The following is a 16,862-nucleotide window of genomic DNA, read 5'->3' on the forward strand; positions in this document are numbered from 1 at the left end:
GGTGCCCTCGGGGAAGTCGGGAAAGTGTTAGAACCAATCGCGCCCCCTGCCAAGGGCATTGCCAATGCCGCCGGGGTGATTACATCGAAGGGGAAAAGCAGGAGAACGGGCATGGATGGACGGAAGGTAATGCTGTTGACTGGGGCAAGCCGCGGGATCGGCCATGCCACGGTGAAGCGCTTCGCACGCGAGGGCTGGCGGATCATCACCTGCTCGCGCCAGCCCTTTCCCGAGCAATGCCCCTGGGGCGGCGGGCGCGAGGATCACATCCAGCTCGATCTGGGCGATCCGAATGCGACGATCCAGGCCATCGACGAGATCAAGTCGCGGCTGGATGGCAAGCTGCATGCGCTGGTGAACAATGCGGGGATTTCGCCGAAAGGGCCGGGGGGCTCGCGGCTCAACACCATCGACACCGACCTGCGGACCTGGGGGCAGGTGTTCCATGTGAACTTCTTCGCCTCGATCGTGCTCGCCCGCGGGCTGAAGGACGAGCTGTCGGCAGCCAAGGGCGCGGTGGTGAATGTCACCTCGATCGCGGGCTCGCGCGTGCATCCCTTTGCGGGGGCGGCCTATTCGACCTCGAAAGCGGCGCTGAAGGCGCTGACGCGGGAAATGGCGCATGATTTCGGGCCGCTGGGCGTGCGGGTGAATGCGATCGCGCCCGGCGAGATCGAGACCTCGATCCTCTCGCCCGGCACCGAAAAGATCGTCGAGACCCTACCGCTGCGCCGCCTTGGCCAGCCGCGCGAAGTGGCCGATGTGATCTGGTTCCTGTGCTCGGATGCGTCAAGCTATGTCACCGGCACGGAGATCGAGGTGAACGCGGGCCAGCACGTCTGACCGGCGGGCGAGGGGGGCTCTGCCCCCCGGCTGCGCCGCGACAGGTAAACTTCAGGCCCCCGAGATATTTCGGCCAAGGGGAAAGGGCCCTTTATCTTGCCTAAAATATCCCGGGGCAGGCCCGCAGGGACGGGGGCCGCCTCCCCCTCACGCCAGCGTCGCGATGATCGCGCGGAGCGTCTCGATGCCCTCGCCCTTTTCCGAGGAGGTGACGACGATCTCGGGATAGGCGGCCGGGTGTTTGGCCAGCGCGCCCTTGACCTGTTCGATCACCCGCTCCAGCTCGGCCCTGGAAATCTTGTCGGCCTTGGTCAGCACCGCCTGAAAGGTCACGGCGGAGCGGTCGAGCAGCTGCAGGATTTCCTCGTCCACCGCCTTCACCCCGTGGCGCGCATCGATCAAGACGAAGGCGCGGCGCAAAGTGGCGCGGCCCGAGAGATAGGATTTCAGCAGCGCCTGCCACTTCTTCACGATCGCCACCGGCGCTTCGGCGAAACCGTAGCCGGGGAGGTCGACCAGATAGGGGCCGCCCTCGGTGCTGAAGAAGTTGATTTCCTGCGTGCGGCCCGGCGTGTTCGAGGCGCGGGCCAGGTTCTTGCGCCCGGTCAGGGCATTGATCAGCGAGGATTTCCCCACATTCGAGCGGCCCGCGAAACAGACCTCGATCCGGTCGGCAGGGGGCAGGCCCGCCATCGCGACGACGCCCTTGAGGAACGTCACCTGCGCGGCAAACAGCAGCCGTCCACGTTCGCGCGCCTCTTGCTCCGGCTCCGGGGCCAGCGTGAATTGCATCTGCATCAAAGCACCTCCACAGGGTCGCCAAGGGTGATGGTGCCGCCCTCGATCACCGTCGCATAACAGCCGAAATGCCAGTCGCCGTTCAGGCGCTCAAGCAGGTCCAGCATTTCAAGATCTTCCGTCCCCGTCACCGGATCGGTGCAGGTGGCCCGGCAGCGGGTGATCGGCATCACCACCTCGAGCACGGCCGCACCAAGGCGCAGCCGTTTGCCCAGCAGATCCCGCTCGGCCCAGGGCGCCCAGCCGTCCACCCAGAGATTGCCGCGGAAGCGATGCCGCGAGAGATCCTGCCCGGCGGCCTGAGCAAGCGCGGCGAGCGAGGAAAGCGACAGCAGCGAAACATAGGGCTCGGCCATGTCGGCCAGCGCGACACCCTCGACCCGTTCGACGGCGCGCGGCGCCGGGCGGCTCTCGGGCCAGAGCGGGCGCAGCCAGTCGATCAGCCGCACCTGATCCTCGGGCCGGTCGGGATCGACGGTCAGGGCGGGGCGCTCGGAATGGGTCAGGGTGATCTGCCCGGTGTCCTGCATCTGCGCCTGCACCGCCATCAGCTTCGGGGCGGCGACACCGCGCAGGAAATTCATCTTGCGCGCCCAGGTGCCCAGGGGACTGTCGAATTTCGCCGCCTGATGCGACACCGCCCAGACCCGGTCAAAAGGCAGAACGCGCCCCTGCATCAGGGGCGCGCTGTCGATGTCCTCATAGCCGACCGACTTGATCGGATGCCGGACGATATGGGTCAACCGTCCGGTCATTTCTTCGGCGGTTCTTCCGCGGTCTTCTTGCGGAACCCGGCGATGATGTTGCCAAACAGGTCAGGCCGTTTGCCGTGCAGCGACATGATCGAATATTGCTGCACGAAGGTGATCACGTTGTTGGCGATCCAGTACAGCACCAGCCCCGAGGCGAAGCCGCCCAGCATGAACATGAAGATCCACGGCATCCAGGCGAAGATCGCGGCCTGGCTCGGATCGGTCGGCGCCGGGTTCAGCTTTTGCTGGAACCACATCGAGATGCCCAGCAGGATCGGCAGCACGCCAAGGCTGAAGATGAACAGCAGCGAACCCGGTTCCGGCGTCGCATAGGGCAGCAGGCCGAACAGGTTCAGGATCGAGGACGGATCGGGCGCCGAGAGGTCCTTGATCCAGCCGATCCAGGGCGCGTGGTACAGCTCGATCGTGACGTAGATCACCTTGTAAAGCGAGAAGAAGATCGGGATCTGCAGCAGGATCGGCAGACAGCCCGCGGCGGGGTTGATCTTTTCGCGCTTGTACAGCTCCATCATGCCGCGTTGCAGCGCCTGCTTGTCATCCTTGGTGCGCTCTTTCAGCGCCTCCATGGCGGGCTGGATTTCCTTCATCTTCGCCATCGAGATGTAGGAGGTCCGCGCCAGCGGGAAGACGATCAGCTTGATGATCACGGTCAGTGCGATGATCGCCCAGCCCATGTTGCCCAGCACCGCATGCAGCCAGTGCAGCAGCCGGAACATCGGCTTGGTCAGGAAGTAATACCAGCCCCAGTCGATCGAATCGACGAAACGGGTGATCTGCGGCTGCGTCGGGTCGATCTTGTCGCCGAACAGCCGGTCGAACATGCCGGGATCGTTCTGATATTGCGCGATCGCTTCCCATTCCTTCGCGCCCGCGAAAAGTCGCATCGTGACCGAAGTGCTGGCCCCGGCGGCGATCTCGACGGCGGGCTGGCGGGTCTCGGTCTGGTAAAGATCGGCCGAGGGGACGTATTTCACCACCGAGGTGAAGCGCGCGGTTTCCGGAATGAGCGTGGTCATCCAGTATTTGTCGGTGAACCCGGCCCAGCCGCCGGTCTCGGCGCTGCGCACATCGGCCTGACCCTCGCCCGCGACGGCGTCAAGATCGGTGATCTTCTTGTATTTGATCTCCTGCAGCTCGCCGTTGGTCATCCGCACCGCGCCTTCGTGCAGCACATAGACGCGGTTGCCCGCCGGAATGCCGTGCCGGGCGATGATACCCCAGGGCGCGATGCTGACCGGCGCGGCGCCGGTGTTGGTCACCGCATCGGTCACGGTGAACAGATATTGCGGATCGACGGCGATGGTGCGGGTGAAGGTCAGCCCGGCGCCATTGTCCCAGGTCAGCACCAGCGGCGTCTCGGGCGTCAGCTTCGCACCTGCGGGCGCGGTCCAAAGGGTCTTCGGCCCGGGCACCTGCGCGGCGGTCACGCCCGCAAGCGCCGACCAGCCCTGCACCACGTAATAGGGCTTGGCGGCATTCAGATCGCTGCCGCCGACCGGCGCCAGCAGCCGCACGAGCGGCGAGGCGGGGTCGAGTTTCTCGTGGTAATGCTTGAGCGAGAGGTCATCGAACCGCGCGCCAAGCAGCGAGATCGAGCCGGTCAGCGCGGGCGTGTCGATGGCGACGCGCGGCGCCTCGGGCGCGGGCTCGACCGCGGGCGCGGCCGTGGCCAGAGGGGCGGCGGCGGGCGCCGGGGTCGCGGTCTGCCCCGCCGCGGTCTGCTCCGCCACGGCCGGGTCCGAAGCGGTCGGTTTCGGCGGCGGGAAGAAGACGGTCCAGACGACGATCACCAGTGCCGAAAGCACCGTCGCAAGGATGAGGTTCCTGTTTTGATTGTCCATGGGCGTGCATTTCCCCTGCCGATCCGGAGTCGGCCCGGTTCAACAGAAGGGGCGGCCAAAGGTCAAGCGGTTTCGCGCGCGCGCCCGCCGCAAGCGGCGATTCCAGCCTTATGTCGCAGCGGCACGGCGGCGGGGATCAGGCGCCGCGGCGCAGGTCCGGCCGCGGGATCGAGGCCAGCCGCGCATCATGGCGTCCCATCCAGCCCGCGCATTCATCCAGCGGCAGCGGCGCCGAGATCGCCTTGCCCTGCACATGATGGCAGCCGAGCTGCGCCAGCATCGCATGTTCGCCGATCGTCGCCACGCCTTCGGCCAGGGTCTCGAGGCCGAGCCCGGCGGCAAAGGAGATGATCGCCGCGACAAGGCGCTGCTGTTCCGGGTCGCGTTCGACATTGGTCACGAAAGAGCGGTGGATGCGGATGCGTTCGGCGCCGGTGCGGCGGATCGCCGAGACCGAGATCGGCCCGGTGCCGAACCCGGCCAGCTCGATCCGGCAGCCCATCTTCGCGCATTGCGAGATGTTGCGCATCACCACCTCGTCGTCGAGCCGGGCGGTGATGTCACGGTGCAGCACCAGACCGATCCGCTGCGGCGCCGTGTCGAAGCGGTCGAATTCCCATTTCAGCCGGTCGAACATCTTCGGATCGGTGACATGCTCGAGCCCGACCGGCAGGCTCACCACGCCCGGCCCCGCAGGCAGCTTGTCCCAGTCGCGCAACGCGCCGAAACATTGAAACAGCATCACTTCCGCCAGACGCCCCTGCAGCCCGTTCGCGGTGACGGCGGGCAGGATCTCGGCCTCGCCCAGGATGCCGCGATCGCGGTCAAGCCAGCGCGGCACCGCCTGCATCCCCGAGATCGCCCCGGTGTCGGTGCTGATCTGCGGCTGGAAATAGGCGACGATGCGGCCTTCCTCGAGCGCGGGGGTGATCTCGTTGTCAAGCGCGCCCCGCGGCCGGACAAAGCCCGGGAGGTCCGGCGCATAGGCCCGGATGCTGCCCGGACCATGGCGCGCGGCCTCCTCGGCGGCGGTTTCGGCGGCCGTCAGGATCGCCCGCCCGGTCGGCTCGGGGGCGCGGGTCATCAGGCAGAAGCCGACATGGCTGGTGATGTTCACGCTGCGTCCGGTGATCGAATAGGGCGCGCCGCAGGCCAGCTGCAGCCGCCCCGCCAGCTGGATCATGCTTTCCAGATCGGGCCGGTGCGTCGGGGCAAGGATGGCCGCGTAGCGGGCGTTGTCGATCAGGGCGATTCGGTCGGTGTTGCGCAGCACGCCGCGCAGGCGGGTGGCGAAGGCCTGCAGGAACTCCTCGAATTCGGCGCGCGACATCTGCCGCGACACCGCCGCCGGATCGTCGATGCCGATCACCAGACAGGCCGTGCCCTTGCCCGCCGCCTGCGCATCCTGTGCCGCGGCCTGCATCATCTCTTCGGCATCGGCGCGTTGCGGCAGCGCCCGCAGGGCCTCGCCCTCCTCCGCGCTCTCCTCGGGGATCGCCAGCGGCCGACTCATCCAGGCGACGATCAGCGCGGTGACGCCGATCAGGATCATCCCCTCCAGTCCGAACCAGAGCCAGGCCAGCGCGGTGGCAGGCACAAAGGCCACCATATCCCGGCGCCAGAGAATCGGCCCCTTCCGTTTCGCCCCGGTTTTCTTGCCCTTCCTTGCGGATTTGACCATTTTGCCCTCGACCCGGTCCAAAGGGGCATGCCCCCGTCTCGCCGTTGACCCTAGGCAGCTTTGGTCAGGGATTGGTTAATAGGCTTGGCGCAAATTTGGCATGTTTTCGATAAAATCCGTGGCAATCGGCGCCTCGGACCGCAGCAGCGCGGCAAAGTCGAACAGGCCCGGGTCGCACAGATGCGAGGGGCGGACATTCATCAGCGACCGGAACATCACCTGACGGCGGCCGGGGCTGCGCGCCTCCCAGGCATCGAGGATCTGCTTGACCTGCACCCGTTGCAGCCCCTCCTGCGAACCGCAGAGATTGCAGGGGATGATCGGATAGCCCATGCCACGGGCGAATTTCTCGCAATCGGCCTCGGCGACGAAGGCAAGCGGGCGGCAGACGAACAGATCGCCCTCCTCGTTCAGCAGCCGCGGCGGCATCGTTGCCAGCCGCCCGCCGTGAAAGAGATTCATGAAGAAGGTTTCAAGGATGTCGTCGCGGTGATGGCCAAGCACCACCGTCGAGCAGCCCTCTTCGCGGGCGATGCGGTAAAGATTGCCGCGCCGCAACCGCGAACACAGGCTGCAGGTGGTCTGGCCTTCGGGGATCTTGTCCTTGACCACCGAATAGGTGTCCTGAAACTCGATCCGGTGCGGCACCTGCATCCGGGTCAGGAAGTCGGGGAGCACGGTGGCGGGAAAGCCCGGCTGGCCCTGATCGAGGTTGCAGGCGAGCAGCTCGACCGGCAGCAGGCCGCGCCATTTCAGCTCGACGAGCGCGGCGAGCAGCGTGTAGCTGTCCTTGCCGCCCGACAGGCAGACCAGCCAGCGATCGCCGGGCCTGACCATGCCATAGGTCTCGATCGCCTCGCGGGTCTCGCGCAGGATGCGCTTGCGCAACTTCTTGAATTCGGTCGAAGACGGCGCCCCCGCCAGCAGCGGCGGCAGGCCGGTGTCATCCTCGTCAGCCATGGTCGTGATCCTTGTGCCGCGTTGCGTCAAAGGCCGGATCGGCGCCCGGCACCGGGTCGTAGCCATGCCCGCCCCAGGGGTGGCACGAGGCGACCCGCTTCGCCGCCAGCCAAGCCCCCTTGAGCGCGCCGTGGCGTTCGAGCGCCTCCATCGCATAGGCGGAACAGGTCGGCTGGTAGCGGCAGCCATGCCCGACCCAGGGGGACAGCAGCAGCCGATAGCCGCGCACGGGCAGGGAGATCAGAAAGGCGAGCGGGCTCATTTGCCCCGTCTCCGGCCCTTTGGCACCTCGCCCAGGGGGCGCGGCTTCAGGCTGCGCCCGGCGTGAATATCGGTGATGGCGCGAACCAGATCGGCCTGCAGCGCGGCAAAATCGCGGCTGGCCGTGGCCTCGGGGCGGCCGACCAGCACATAATCCCAGCCCGGCAGGCCCAGATCCGGCAGGCCCAGCCGCGCCACCTCGCGCAGCCGACGCTTGGCGCGGTTGCGGGCCACGGCATTGCCGAGCTTCTTCGAGCAGGTGAAACCGACGCGGATCAGATCGGCGGGGGCGGTGTCGGCCGCGCCGCGCTTGCGCGCCTGCAAGAGAAAGCCGGGCGCGCTCATCCGCTGTGCCGAGGCGGCACGCAGGAAATCGGCGCGTTTGCGCAGGACGATGATGGTCTTGCCCGGACATGAAGAAACCGCCGGGAGGCTTTCCGGGTCCCGACCCTTCGGGTCAGTTGCGGGCGCCTCCGGCGGTGTCATCGGTCAGGCCGTCAGCCTTACGCCGACAGGACCTTGCGGCCGCGGGCGCGACGGGCGTTCAGAACCTTGCGGCCGCCTTTGGTCGCCATGCGGGCGCGGAAGCCGTGACGGCGGGCGCGAACGAGGTTCGACGGCTGGAAAGTGCGTTTCATCGCGGATACTCCGGTTGTCTTGTCGGGGGGGCAGCTGAATTCCTGCCGGATTCGGCCGCCCTGCAATTGAAGCCCGGTCTTTAGGGGCATCGCCCGCACAAGTCAATTCATCCTTGCGGGTTTTTTGCGCATCCCGCGCCTGCGCGGCGTTTGCGCCCTTCCGCTGCTGCCACGCGCCCCCTATGTAGATGCAAAAGGCTTTGGTATTCCTGAGAAATGCCGAAGCGACAAAGGGGGGCGAAAGGACCCCCGGGCGGGTCGCCGCCGATCGGGACAGGATGAAGGTCAACACGCTTTCCGGGCGGTTTCTTGTGCTCACGACGGTCTTCGTCGTGTTGGCTGAAGTGCTGATCCTGTTGCCGGGGCTGGCAAATTTCCGCGAGGACTATCTGCAGACGCGGCTTGAGCGCGCGCAGATCGCCTCGCTCGCGCTTTTGACCACCGACATGATGATCGAGCCTGACCTGGAACAGGAGCTGCTCGACAATGCCGGGGTCTACAACGTCGTTCTGCGCCGCGATGCGGTGCGGCAACTGGTGCTGTCCTCGCCGATCCCGCAACCGATCTCGGCCACTTATGACCTGCGCGAGGAGCCCTTCGTCAATCTCGTCCGCGATGCGCTGGCGGTGCTGGCCGATCCGCAGAATCACGTGATCCGGGTGATCGGCGATCCGGTGCAAAAGGGCGGTCTGGTGATCGAGGTCACGCTGGCCACGCAGCCGATGCGGCTGGCGATGATCGAATCGGGGCTGCGGCTGCTGTTTTTGTCGGCGGTGGTCTCGGTGGTGACGGCGCTTTTGCTGTTCTTCCTGGTGCGTCGGCTGATGGTGGTGCCGATCAAGCGCGTCGTGGCGCATATGGCCGCCTATGCCGCCGCGCCCGAGGATGCCCGCACGATCATCCGCCCCCAAGCCCGGATCGAGGAGCTGCGGGTGGCCGAGGAGGCGCTGGCCTCGATGCAGCATCAGCTGACGGCGGCCTTGCGGCAAAAGGAACGGCTGGCGCAGCTGGGTCAGGCGGTGGCGAAGATCAGCCACGATCTGCGCAATATCCTGACGACGGCGCAGCTTTTTGCCGACCGGATGGAGGGATCGGACGATCCTGCGGTGCAGCGGGCGGCGCCGAAGCTGATGGGCTCGATCGGCCGCGCGATCAATCTTTGCGAGACGACCCTGGCTTTCGGTCGCGCCGAAGAACCGCCGCCGCGGCTGGAACCCTTTGATCTGGCCGTGCTGGTGGCCGAGGTGGTCGAGGGCGAACAGGGCCTGACCGCGGTGGTCGACTTCCTGTCCGACGTGCCGCCGGGCTTCGAGATCCATGCCGACCGCGAGCAGCTTTACCGGGTGCTGTCGAACCTCGCCCGCAACGCGCGGCAGGCGATCGAGGCGACGGGCAAGCCCGGCACGATCGAGATCGGCGCGGGCGACGAGGCCGAGGGCTGGTGGATCCGCGTGCAGGACACCGGGCCGGGCCTGCCCGCGAAAGCGCGGGAGCGGCTGTTCCAGCCCTTCTCGGGCGGGGTGAAGAAGGGCGGCACCGGGCTTGGCCTGGCGATTTCGGCGGAACTGGTGCGCGGCCACGGCGGGCGGCTGGAGCTTGAGCGCAGCGACGAGACCGGAACCGAATTCCGCCTGCACCTGCCGCGGCCGCTGCTTCTGGCGGGCGACGAGGCCGCGGTCTGAGCGATGCCCCGAAAACCGGGTAAAATCCGGGGGGCGGAAAGAAATCTTTCGATCGCATCGATTTCGGGCTTGCAAAGGTTTTCCTGCGGGGCTACATCGCCCCCCACGACGGACCCGTAGCTCAGCTGGATAGAGCATCAGACTACGAATCTGAGGGTCGGGCGTTCGAATCGCTCCGGGTCCGCCACTTCCTCTTCGACAGTGAAAGCCACGCCTTCGGGCGTGTTTTTTATTGCCCGGCCGGGGCCTTGGCCCTAAGCGCAAAGCGGGCGCGGCTTGGGAGAGACCGATGATCCTGCTTCTGATTCATACTGGCGGCACCATCGGCATGGCCCCCGGCCCGCTGGGTCTGGCGCCGCAGCCCGGTCTGGTGGAGGCGGCTCTGGCGGCGCGTCTGCCCCTTGGCGCGGTGCTGCACACCCATGTCTTCACGCCGCTGCGCGACAGTGCCGATATCGGCCCGGCGGACTGGAATGCGATTCTGGATGTGCTCGACGCGCATCCGGGCCTGCCCGCGCTGGTGACGCATGGCACCGATACCATGGCCTTCACCGGGGCGGCGCTGGCGCAGGCTTTGGCGGGCACCGGGCGCAGGGTGATTCTGTGCGGTTCGATGCTGCCCCTGGGGCAGGGGGGCGATGCCGAGCGCAATCTGGATCTGGCGCTTGCCGCCGCCCAGGCGCCCGGGATGGGGGTTGATCTGGCCTTTGACGGGCGGCTGATCGCGGCCGGTGGGCTGGTGAAACATGACAGCCAGGCACGCGATGCCTTTCGCGCTCAGCCGCAGGACGCCGCACCCGCGCCGAAAACACGCCGCTTCGATCCGGCGCGGCGGCTCGCCGTGCTGACGCTCTCGCCCGGTCTGCCCGGCGCGGCTTTCGCGGCGATGTTGCAGGCACTGGATGGCGCGGTGCTGCGGGTTTTCGGTGCGGGGACGGTGATGCAGGAACCGGCGATCCTGTCGGCGCTGCGGGACGCGGTGGCCGCGGGCAAGCGGCTGCGCGCGGTCAGCCAATGCGAGGCGGGCGGGCTGGCGCCGGGCGCCTATGCGGCGGGGGCGGCGCTTTGGGCCGCGGGCGTCGAAAACGGCGGCCGCGAAACGCCCGAGGCGGCGCTGATCCGGCTTTGGCTTTCCTGATGCAAAGGGGCCCCGAAGGGCCCCTCGCGCAGGTTCATCCGATCTTATTGCGCGGTGGCGGCCAGCAGCGCCGCGGCCACGGCTTCGGGCGATTGCCCCGAGGCTTGCCCCAGTGCCGCCAGCGTCTGATCCGGCCCGGTCACTTTCAGCCCGGCTGCGCTCAGTTTCGCCGCGAGCGTCGCGCCATCGGTGCCGAAGACCGGCGCCACATCGGCAATCTTGCCCTGCATCACCGCCCGCGCCAGCGCGAATTGCGGCGGGCCCGAGCGGCCCTCGCCCGAGGGGATCGCGAAGGGGATCGAGATCAGCACCGAGACGACGAGCGCAATCCACATCGGCGCGCGCTTGATGTAATTGGTGACCGAGCGCCAGTTCTTCCAGACATGCAGCCCGAAGGGGACGATCAGCACCATCGACAGGATTTCGTGCATCGAATGGAAGGTCGATTGCCCGACATGGAAAAAGAGCGCGACACCGGAGACAAGCGAGACAAGGAACAGCCCGGTGATGAAGGGCGTGGCATAGCGGTTGAAAAGATCAGTCATGACAGTGCTTTCCGTGGGGCCGGGGCAACCCCGAAGGACTGGCCCGGGTGCCTGAGAGGGGTCAGTCGTAAAACGCTGATGGCCGCAACTTTCGTTGCAGCCATCCGTCGAAAGGCTTAACTTTTCCTGCGGCGGGTTGTCACACGGGCTTTGCCGCCAGCTGCAGCAACCGCAGACAGACCTGCGTCGCCTTTTCCATGTCCTGCACCGAGACCCATTCCAAGGGCCCGTGAATGTCCTGCATGCCGGTGAAGATATTGGGGCAGGGCACGCCCATTTCCGTCAGCCGCGAGCCATCGGTGCCGCCGCGGATCGGCACCGACAGCGGCTCGATCCCCTCGGCACGGCAGGCCTTGCGGGCAAGCTCCACCGGGGTCATGTCCTTTTCCAGCCAATAGCGCATGTTGCGGTATTGCGGCTTGATCGTGCAGGTGATTTCCGCCCGCGGTTCGGTCGCCGCCACCGCGGCGCAGACCTGCGTCAGCAGCGCGCCGCGCGCGGCCAGACCCTCCAGCTCGAAATCGCGCAGGATGATCGAGAATTCCACCTCGGCCGCGGTGCCGGCGATATTGGTGATGTGCCAGAAGCCCTCGCGCCCGTCCACCACCTCGGGGGTTTGCGTCGCCTGCGGCAGCATCTCGATGATCTTCGCCGCCAGATGGAGCGCGTTCACCATCTTGCCCTTGGCGGTACCGGGATGGGTCGACACCCCCTTGACCTTCACCTTGGCGCCATCGGCCGAGAAGCTTTCATATTCGATCTCGCCCACCGCGCCACCATCGAGCGTATAGGCGAAATCGGCGCCCAAGTCCTTGGGCAGCCGGGCATCGACGCCGCGGCCGATTTCCTCGTCCGGGGTGAAGGCGATCCGCAGCTTGCCATGCGGGATCTGCGGGTTGGCAATCAGATGCTCGGCCAGCGTCATCAGGATCGCCACCCCCGCCTTGTCATCGGCGCCCAGCAGCGTCAGCCCGGAGGCGGTGATCAGGTCATGGCCCAGCTTCTCGCCCAGATAGGGGTTGGCAGCGGGCGAATTCACCAGACCGGGGGCGTCCGGATAGGTGATCTCGCCGCCGTTATAGCCGCGAATGACCCGCGGTTTCACGCCTGCCGCGTGATAGGCGGGGGCGGTGTCCATATGCGCCAGCATGCCGATCACCGGGCCTTCGGCGGTTGCGGGCACGGTCGCCAGAACCGCGCCATAGTCGGTCACCGTCACCTCGGCGGCGCCGATCCGGGTCAGCTCCTCGGCCAGCATCCGGGCCAGGTTCAGCTGGATCGCCGTTGAAGGCGAGGCGGGACTTTCCTCGTCGCTTTGGGTGTCGACGGCGGCGTAACGGCACAGGCGCTCTTCGAGGCGGGGGCAAAATTCGGTCATGTCGGACTCCTTTTGCGCAATGGGACGCGACCGGGCGGCCGTGTCAAGACTTGCCCCCTCGGGACGGGGCGGCTACATCACCCTTCCGGCCGAACGGAGGACCCCATGGATACCGCCACCCGCATTGCCCGCACCATCGCCGAGGAAATCGGGGCCAGCCCCGCGCAGGTCACCGCCGCGGTGGGGCTGCTGGACGAGGGCGCGACCGTGCCCTTTGTCGCGCGTTACCGCAAGGAAGTGACCGGGGGGCTGGACGACACGCAGCTGCGCAAGCTGGCGGAACGGCTGGAGTATCTGCGCGAACGCGAGGCGCGGCGGGCGGCGATTGTCGCTTCGATCACCGAACAGGGCAAGATGACGGACGAGCTGGCGCTGGCGCTGGCCCGGGCCGAGACCAAGGCGGAGCTGGAAGACCTTTACCTGCCCTACAAGCCCAAACGCCGCACGAAAGCGATGATCGCGCGTGAAAATGGCCTTGCTCCGCTGGTCGAGGCGATCCAGGCGGATCGCAAGGCGGCGCCGGAAAAGCTGGCCGAGGGCTACCTGTCCGAAGCTGTCGCGACGGTGAAGGATGCGCTGACCGGCGCGCGGGAAATCGTCGCCGAGGGGCTGGTGGAAAACGCCGCGCTGCTGGGGTCCTTGCGCGAATTTCTGGCGCGCGAGGCGATGATCACCGCGAAGCTGGTCGAGGGTCAGGCCGAGAAGGGCGCGAAATTCTCGGACTACTTCGATCACCGCGAGCGCTGGGCCGATGTGCCCTCGCACCGGGCGCTGGCGATGCTGCGCGGCTCGAATGAAGGCGTGCTGACGCTGGATATCGGCCCCGACGAGGATGGCGTCGCCCGCGCCGAGGCGATGGTGGCGGCGGCTTTGGACGCCAAGACCCAGGCGCCGGGCGATGTCTGGCTGCGCGGCGTGGCAGGCTGGACCTGGCGGGTGAAGCTCAGCCTGTCGATGATGCTGGATCTTCTGTCCGAGATGCGCGGCCGCGCGCAGGACGAGGCGATCAAGGTCTTTTCCCGCAATCTCAAGGATCTGCTTCTGGCCGCCCCGGCCGGGGCCAAGACCACCCTTGGGCTTGATCCGGGCATCCGCACCGGCTGCAAGGTCGCGGTCGTCGATGCGACGGGCAAGCTGCTGGCCACCGAGACCGTCTATCCTTTCCCGCCGAAATCCGATCTGCGCGGCACGCAGGCGGCGCTGATCCGGCTGATCACCGCCCATAAGGTGGATCTGATCGCCATTGGCAACGGCACCGCCAGCCGCGAGTCCGAGCGTCTGGTGGCAGAAACGCTGAAGCTCTTGCCCGCAAGCGTCAAGGCGCCGACCAAGGTTGTGGTGTCCGAGGCCGGGGCCTCGGTCTATTCGGCGTCGGAACTCGCCGCGAAGGAATTCCCCGATCTCGATGTGTCGCTGCGCGGCGCGGTGTCGATTGCGCGGCGGTTGCAGGACCCCTTGGCGGAGCTGGTGAAGATCGAGCCGAAATCCATCGGCGTTGGCCAGTATCAGCATGACGTGGATCAGTCGAAGCTGGGCCGGGCGCTGGAAGGCGTGGTGGAAGATGCGGTGAACGCGGTGGGGGTGGACCTCAACACCGCCTCGGCGCCGCTTTTGGCACATATCTCGGGCCTCGGGCCGGGGCTGGCCGAGGCGATTGTCGCGCATCGCGATGCCAATGGTGCCTTCAAGAGCCGCAAGGAATTGCTGAAAGTGTCCCGCCTTGGGCCGCGGGCGTTCGAGCAATGCGCGGGCTTTTTGCGCATCACCGATGGCACCGAGCCGCTCGACGCCTCCTCGGTCCACCCCGAGGCCTATGATGTCGCCCGCGCCATCGTGAAGGCCTGCGGCCGCGATATCCGCGCGCTGATGGGGGACAGTGCGGCGCTGGCGAAACTGCGCCCGCAGGAGTTTGTCACCGAGAAATTCGGCCTGCCCACCGTGCGTGACATTCTGGCGGAACTGGAAAAACCCGGTCGCGACCCGCGGCCCAGCTTTGTCACCGCGACCTTTGCGGACGGGGTGGAAGACATCAAGGACCTGAAACCGGGGATGCAGCTGGAAGGCACGGTGACCAACGTCGCGGCCTTTGGCGCCTTTGTCGATATCGGCGTGCATCAGGACGGGCTGGTCCATATCAGCCAGCTGGCCGACCGTTTCGTGAAAGACCCGCACGAGGTGGTGAAGGCGGGCGATGTGGTCAAGGTCCGGGTGACCGAGGTCGATGTGGCGCGTAAGCGCATCGCGCTGACGATGCGCAAGGATGGTGGCGCTTCCGCGCGCGAAGACCGTGCCGCCCGCGGCCCCGAGGCGCAAAAGGGGCCGAAGGGACGCCAGCCGATGTCGGCGGGGCCGAAGACCAGTCAGGCCACCGGCGGTTTTGGCGCGGCGCTGCTTGACGCGATGAAGAAACGCTGAGGGGGTCCCCCCTCAGCTTACTGCCGCTCGGCCGTGGCCGATGGCGGATTGCATCGTGCGCACGACGACAAAGGCATCGCGCAGATGCGAGCGTTCCAGATCGCTGAGGTCCGAGGGGGCAAGGAAATTATCCGCCGCCCGCCCGGCCTTGATCAGAACCGCCTGATTTTCCAGCCGCATCGTCGCGATCAGATCATAAGCCTCGATCAGATCGCGCACGCCTGCGGCCGAGACCACCCCGGCTTCCTCGGCCGCCTTCAGCCGGGCGCGGGTGTTGGCGGGCAAAAGCCGCCCCTGCAGCGCATAGATCCGCGCCAGATCGACGACCGGCACCACCCCGTTCATCTTCATGTCGATGTGGTTCCTGTGCTCGCCCGAGCGGATCGTGGCGAAGCTGCGGATGAGCCCGAGCGGCGGCGTGTGTTTCAAGGCCGCTGCCGTCATATGCATGACGAAGACCGAATTCTGCGCCGCCATCGCCAGGGTTTCGGCGCGCAGATCCTCGAACATCGCGATGCCGCCGCCGCCGATCGGGCGCAGGTCGAACATCACCGAGGCCAGCATCTGCGCCTCGGGGTCGGGCCGCGAAATCCAGCCCGCGAAATAGTCGCGCCAGACCCGCAGCGGCTGACACCAGCGCGGATTGGTCGCCATCATCTCGCCCGGGCAATGCGCATAGCCGCAGGCATGAAGCCCGTCGCAGACGATCTTCGCCAGGGCGCGGAAATAGTCCATGTCGGCCGCCGTCACCCGGTCATCCAGGATCAGGCAATTGTCCTGATCCGAGACGCCGCTTTGCTCCTGCCGCCCCTGGCTGCCGCAGGCCAGCCACAGATAGGGCACCGGCGGCGCCCCCAGCTGGCGTTCCGCCATCACCAGCAGACGCCGCGTCACCGCATCGGCAATGTCGGTGATCAGCCGCGTCACCACATCCGGGCCGTGATGCCCGCCCACCAGCTGCACCAGCAATTGCGGGATGCGTCCGGTCACCGCCGTCATCTCGGCCAGCGTCTCGGCAGAGACCACGTCGCGGATCAGCATGGCCGAGGACACGGCCTGAAATCGGGTCAGGTCGGTCTGGGTGATCATGCCGACGAAACGCCCCGCCTCGGTGATCGGCAGATGGCCGATGCGGCGCTCAAGCATGATATGCAGGATGTCGGAGCCAAGCGCGCTGGGCGGCAGGCTGACCGGCCCCGCGGTCATCACCGCCGCCACCGCCGTATCTGGCGGCAGACCATCCGCCAGCACCTTGTTCGACAGATCGCGTTGCGTGACGATGCCCAGAAGCGTCTCGCCCGGGTCGACGACACCGAGCGAAGAGACATGCGCGTCGCGCATCATCCGTGCCGCGGTCAGCACCGTCGTCTCGGGCGTGCAGGCAAGCGGCTTGCGCGCGATCAGATCGGCGACCTTTTGCGTCGCGATATCGGTCGAGACCTTCTCGCCGCGCTTGCGGTTGAAAAAGCGCTCGAAGGCCGGATAGGTCTCGATCAGCCGCTTGAAGGTGGGGGTGGGCAGCACGAGGCAGATCGTCTGTTCGCTGGCCCTCGCCTGCGTCGCCGCCAGCCCGTCGCGCAGGATGCCGCGTTCTCCGAACGAGTTGCGCGGACCGAGCAGCGAGACCAGCCCGCCATTGCCATCGGTGATTTCGACCGCGCCCTGTTTCACCAGATAAAGCCCGCCGATGGGCGTTTGATAGACATAGATCAGCGAACCCGGCCGGAACTCCATCCGGCGAAAGGCGGCTGCGACGGTTTCCAGCTCCTCGCGCGGCAGGCTGTCGTAGGGGTGGACCGTCTCCAGAAAGGCGATATGGGCCTCGCGATCGGTTTCCATGACCTGTTCCTTGGCTGTGGCGGCCAGGCTGAGGGGCGGCCGCCCGGGACGCAACGGCGCCTGCCGTCGC

The 16,862-nt window shown here is 66.9% G+C and carries 15 protein-coding genes and 1 tRNA gene; 5 read left to right on the top strand and 11 right to left on the bottom strand.

The window, feature by feature from the left end:
* Nucleotides 1–111: 111 nt before the first annotated feature.
* Complete coding sequence (locus AC4PTB_RS01895; protein ID WP_492191419.1) at nucleotides 112–843, top strand: SDR family oxidoreductase; 732 nt, start codon at nucleotides 112–114, stop codon at nucleotides 841–843.
* Between the two features lie 147 nt (nucleotides 844–990).
* Here AC4PTB_RS01895 and yihA read toward each other — a convergent pair whose 3' ends face one another.
* From yihA to rpmH, 8 genes are all read right to left on the bottom strand, one after another.
* Nucleotides 991–1,641 carry a ribosome biogenesis GTP-binding protein YihA/YsxC gene (gene yihA / locus AC4PTB_RS01900; protein ID WP_492191420.1) on the bottom strand — a complete coding sequence of 217 codons (651 nt, stop codon included), beginning with the start codon at nucleotides 1,639–1,641 and terminating at the stop codon, nucleotides 991–993.
* Nucleotides 1,641–2,396, bottom strand: coding sequence for an MOSC domain-containing protein (locus tag AC4PTB_RS01905; RefSeq protein WP_492191421.1), 756 nt, complete (start codon nucleotides 2,394–2,396; stop codon nucleotides 1,641–1,643). The genes yihA and AC4PTB_RS01905 overlap by 1 nt, the downstream gene beginning before the upstream one ends.
* Nucleotides 2,393–4,255, bottom strand: a complete 1,863-nt coding sequence (gene yidC, locus AC4PTB_RS01910; RefSeq protein ID WP_492191422.1) for a membrane protein insertase YidC — start codon at nucleotides 4,253–4,255, stop codon at nucleotides 2,393–2,395. Before yidC ends, AC4PTB_RS01905 begins: the two co-directional genes overlap by 4 nt.
* A gap of 136 nt (nucleotides 4,256–4,391) precedes the next feature.
* A complete protein-coding gene (locus AC4PTB_RS01915; protein WP_492191423.1) occupies nucleotides 4,392–5,864 on the bottom strand; it encodes an EAL domain-containing protein in 1,473 nt (490 codons plus the stop codon).
* Nucleotides 5,865–6,011: 147 nt separating this feature from the next.
* Entirely contained in the window at nucleotides 6,012–6,896 is an 885-nt protein-coding gene (gene ttcA, locus AC4PTB_RS01920; protein ID WP_492191424.1) for a tRNA 2-thiocytidine(32) synthetase TtcA, read from the bottom strand.
* Nucleotides 6,889–7,158, bottom strand: coding sequence for a membrane protein insertion efficiency factor YidD (yidD, locus tag AC4PTB_RS01925; protein ID WP_492191425.1), 270 nt, complete (start codon nucleotides 7,156–7,158; stop codon nucleotides 6,889–6,891). Before yidD ends, ttcA begins: the two co-directional genes overlap by 8 nt.
* On the bottom strand, nucleotides 7,155–7,643 hold the full coding sequence (rnpA, locus tag AC4PTB_RS01930) for a ribonuclease P protein component (protein ID WP_492191426.1): 489 nt from the start codon (nucleotides 7,641–7,643) through the stop codon (nucleotides 7,155–7,157). Before rnpA ends, yidD begins: the two co-directional genes overlap by 4 nt.
* Nucleotides 7,644–7,660: 17 nt before the next feature.
* On the bottom strand, nucleotides 7,661–7,795 hold the full coding sequence (gene rpmH, locus AC4PTB_RS01935) for a 50S ribosomal protein L34 (protein WP_013066095.1): 135 nt from the start codon (nucleotides 7,793–7,795) through the stop codon (nucleotides 7,661–7,663).
* 278 nt (nucleotides 7,796–8,073) lie between these two features.
* On the opposite strand from rpmH, the gene AC4PTB_RS01940 reads away from it, so the two are divergent.
* The 3 genes from AC4PTB_RS01940 to AC4PTB_RS01950 all read left to right on the top strand — a co-directional run bounded on the left by AC4PTB_RS01940 (nucleotide 8,074) and on the right by AC4PTB_RS01950 (nucleotide 10,615).
* Entirely contained in the window at nucleotides 8,074–9,477 is a 1,404-nt protein-coding gene (locus tag AC4PTB_RS01940) for a sensor histidine kinase (RefSeq protein ID WP_492191427.1), read from the top strand.
* A gap of 110 nt (nucleotides 9,478–9,587) precedes the next feature.
* Nucleotides 9,588–9,664, top strand: a tRNA-Arg gene (locus tag AC4PTB_RS01945).
* 102 nt (nucleotides 9,665–9,766) lie between these two features.
* The gene (locus tag AC4PTB_RS01950) at nucleotides 9,767–10,615 is read left to right on the top strand and encodes an asparaginase domain-containing protein (RefSeq protein ID WP_492191428.1); all 849 of its coding nucleotides are present in this window, start codon (nucleotides 9,767–9,769) and stop codon (nucleotides 10,613–10,615) included.
* 44 nt (nucleotides 10,616–10,659) lie between these two features.
* On the opposite strand, the gene AC4PTB_RS01955 is transcribed toward AC4PTB_RS01950, so the two are convergent.
* Together AC4PTB_RS01955 and pepT are read right to left on the bottom strand one after the other, a co-directional pair.
* Complete coding sequence (locus tag AC4PTB_RS01955; RefSeq protein ID WP_492191429.1) at nucleotides 10,660–11,160, bottom strand: DUF4405 domain-containing protein; 501 nt, start codon at nucleotides 11,158–11,160, stop codon at nucleotides 10,660–10,662.
* A gap of 139 nt (nucleotides 11,161–11,299) precedes the next feature.
* Nucleotides 11,300–12,538, bottom strand: a complete 1,239-nt coding sequence (gene pepT / locus AC4PTB_RS01960) for a peptidase T (protein WP_492191430.1) — start codon at nucleotides 12,536–12,538, stop codon at nucleotides 11,300–11,302.
* Between the two features lie 105 nt (nucleotides 12,539–12,643).
* Between pepT and AC4PTB_RS01965 the strand changes: the two genes are divergently transcribed.
* Nucleotides 12,644–14,953, top strand: a complete 2,310-nt coding sequence (locus AC4PTB_RS01965) for a Tex family protein (RefSeq protein WP_492191431.1) — start codon at nucleotides 12,644–12,646, stop codon at nucleotides 14,951–14,953.
* 12 nt (nucleotides 14,954–14,965) lie between these two features.
* On the opposite strand, the gene AC4PTB_RS01970 is transcribed toward AC4PTB_RS01965, so the two are convergent.
* A complete protein-coding gene (locus AC4PTB_RS01970; protein WP_492191432.1) occupies nucleotides 14,966–16,792 on the bottom strand; it encodes a DUF294 nucleotidyltransferase-like domain-containing protein in 1,827 nt (608 codons plus the stop codon).
* Nucleotides 16,793–16,862: the final 70 nt, after the last annotated feature.

The organism is Rhodobacter sp. 4.3.4, assembly GCF_058724655.1.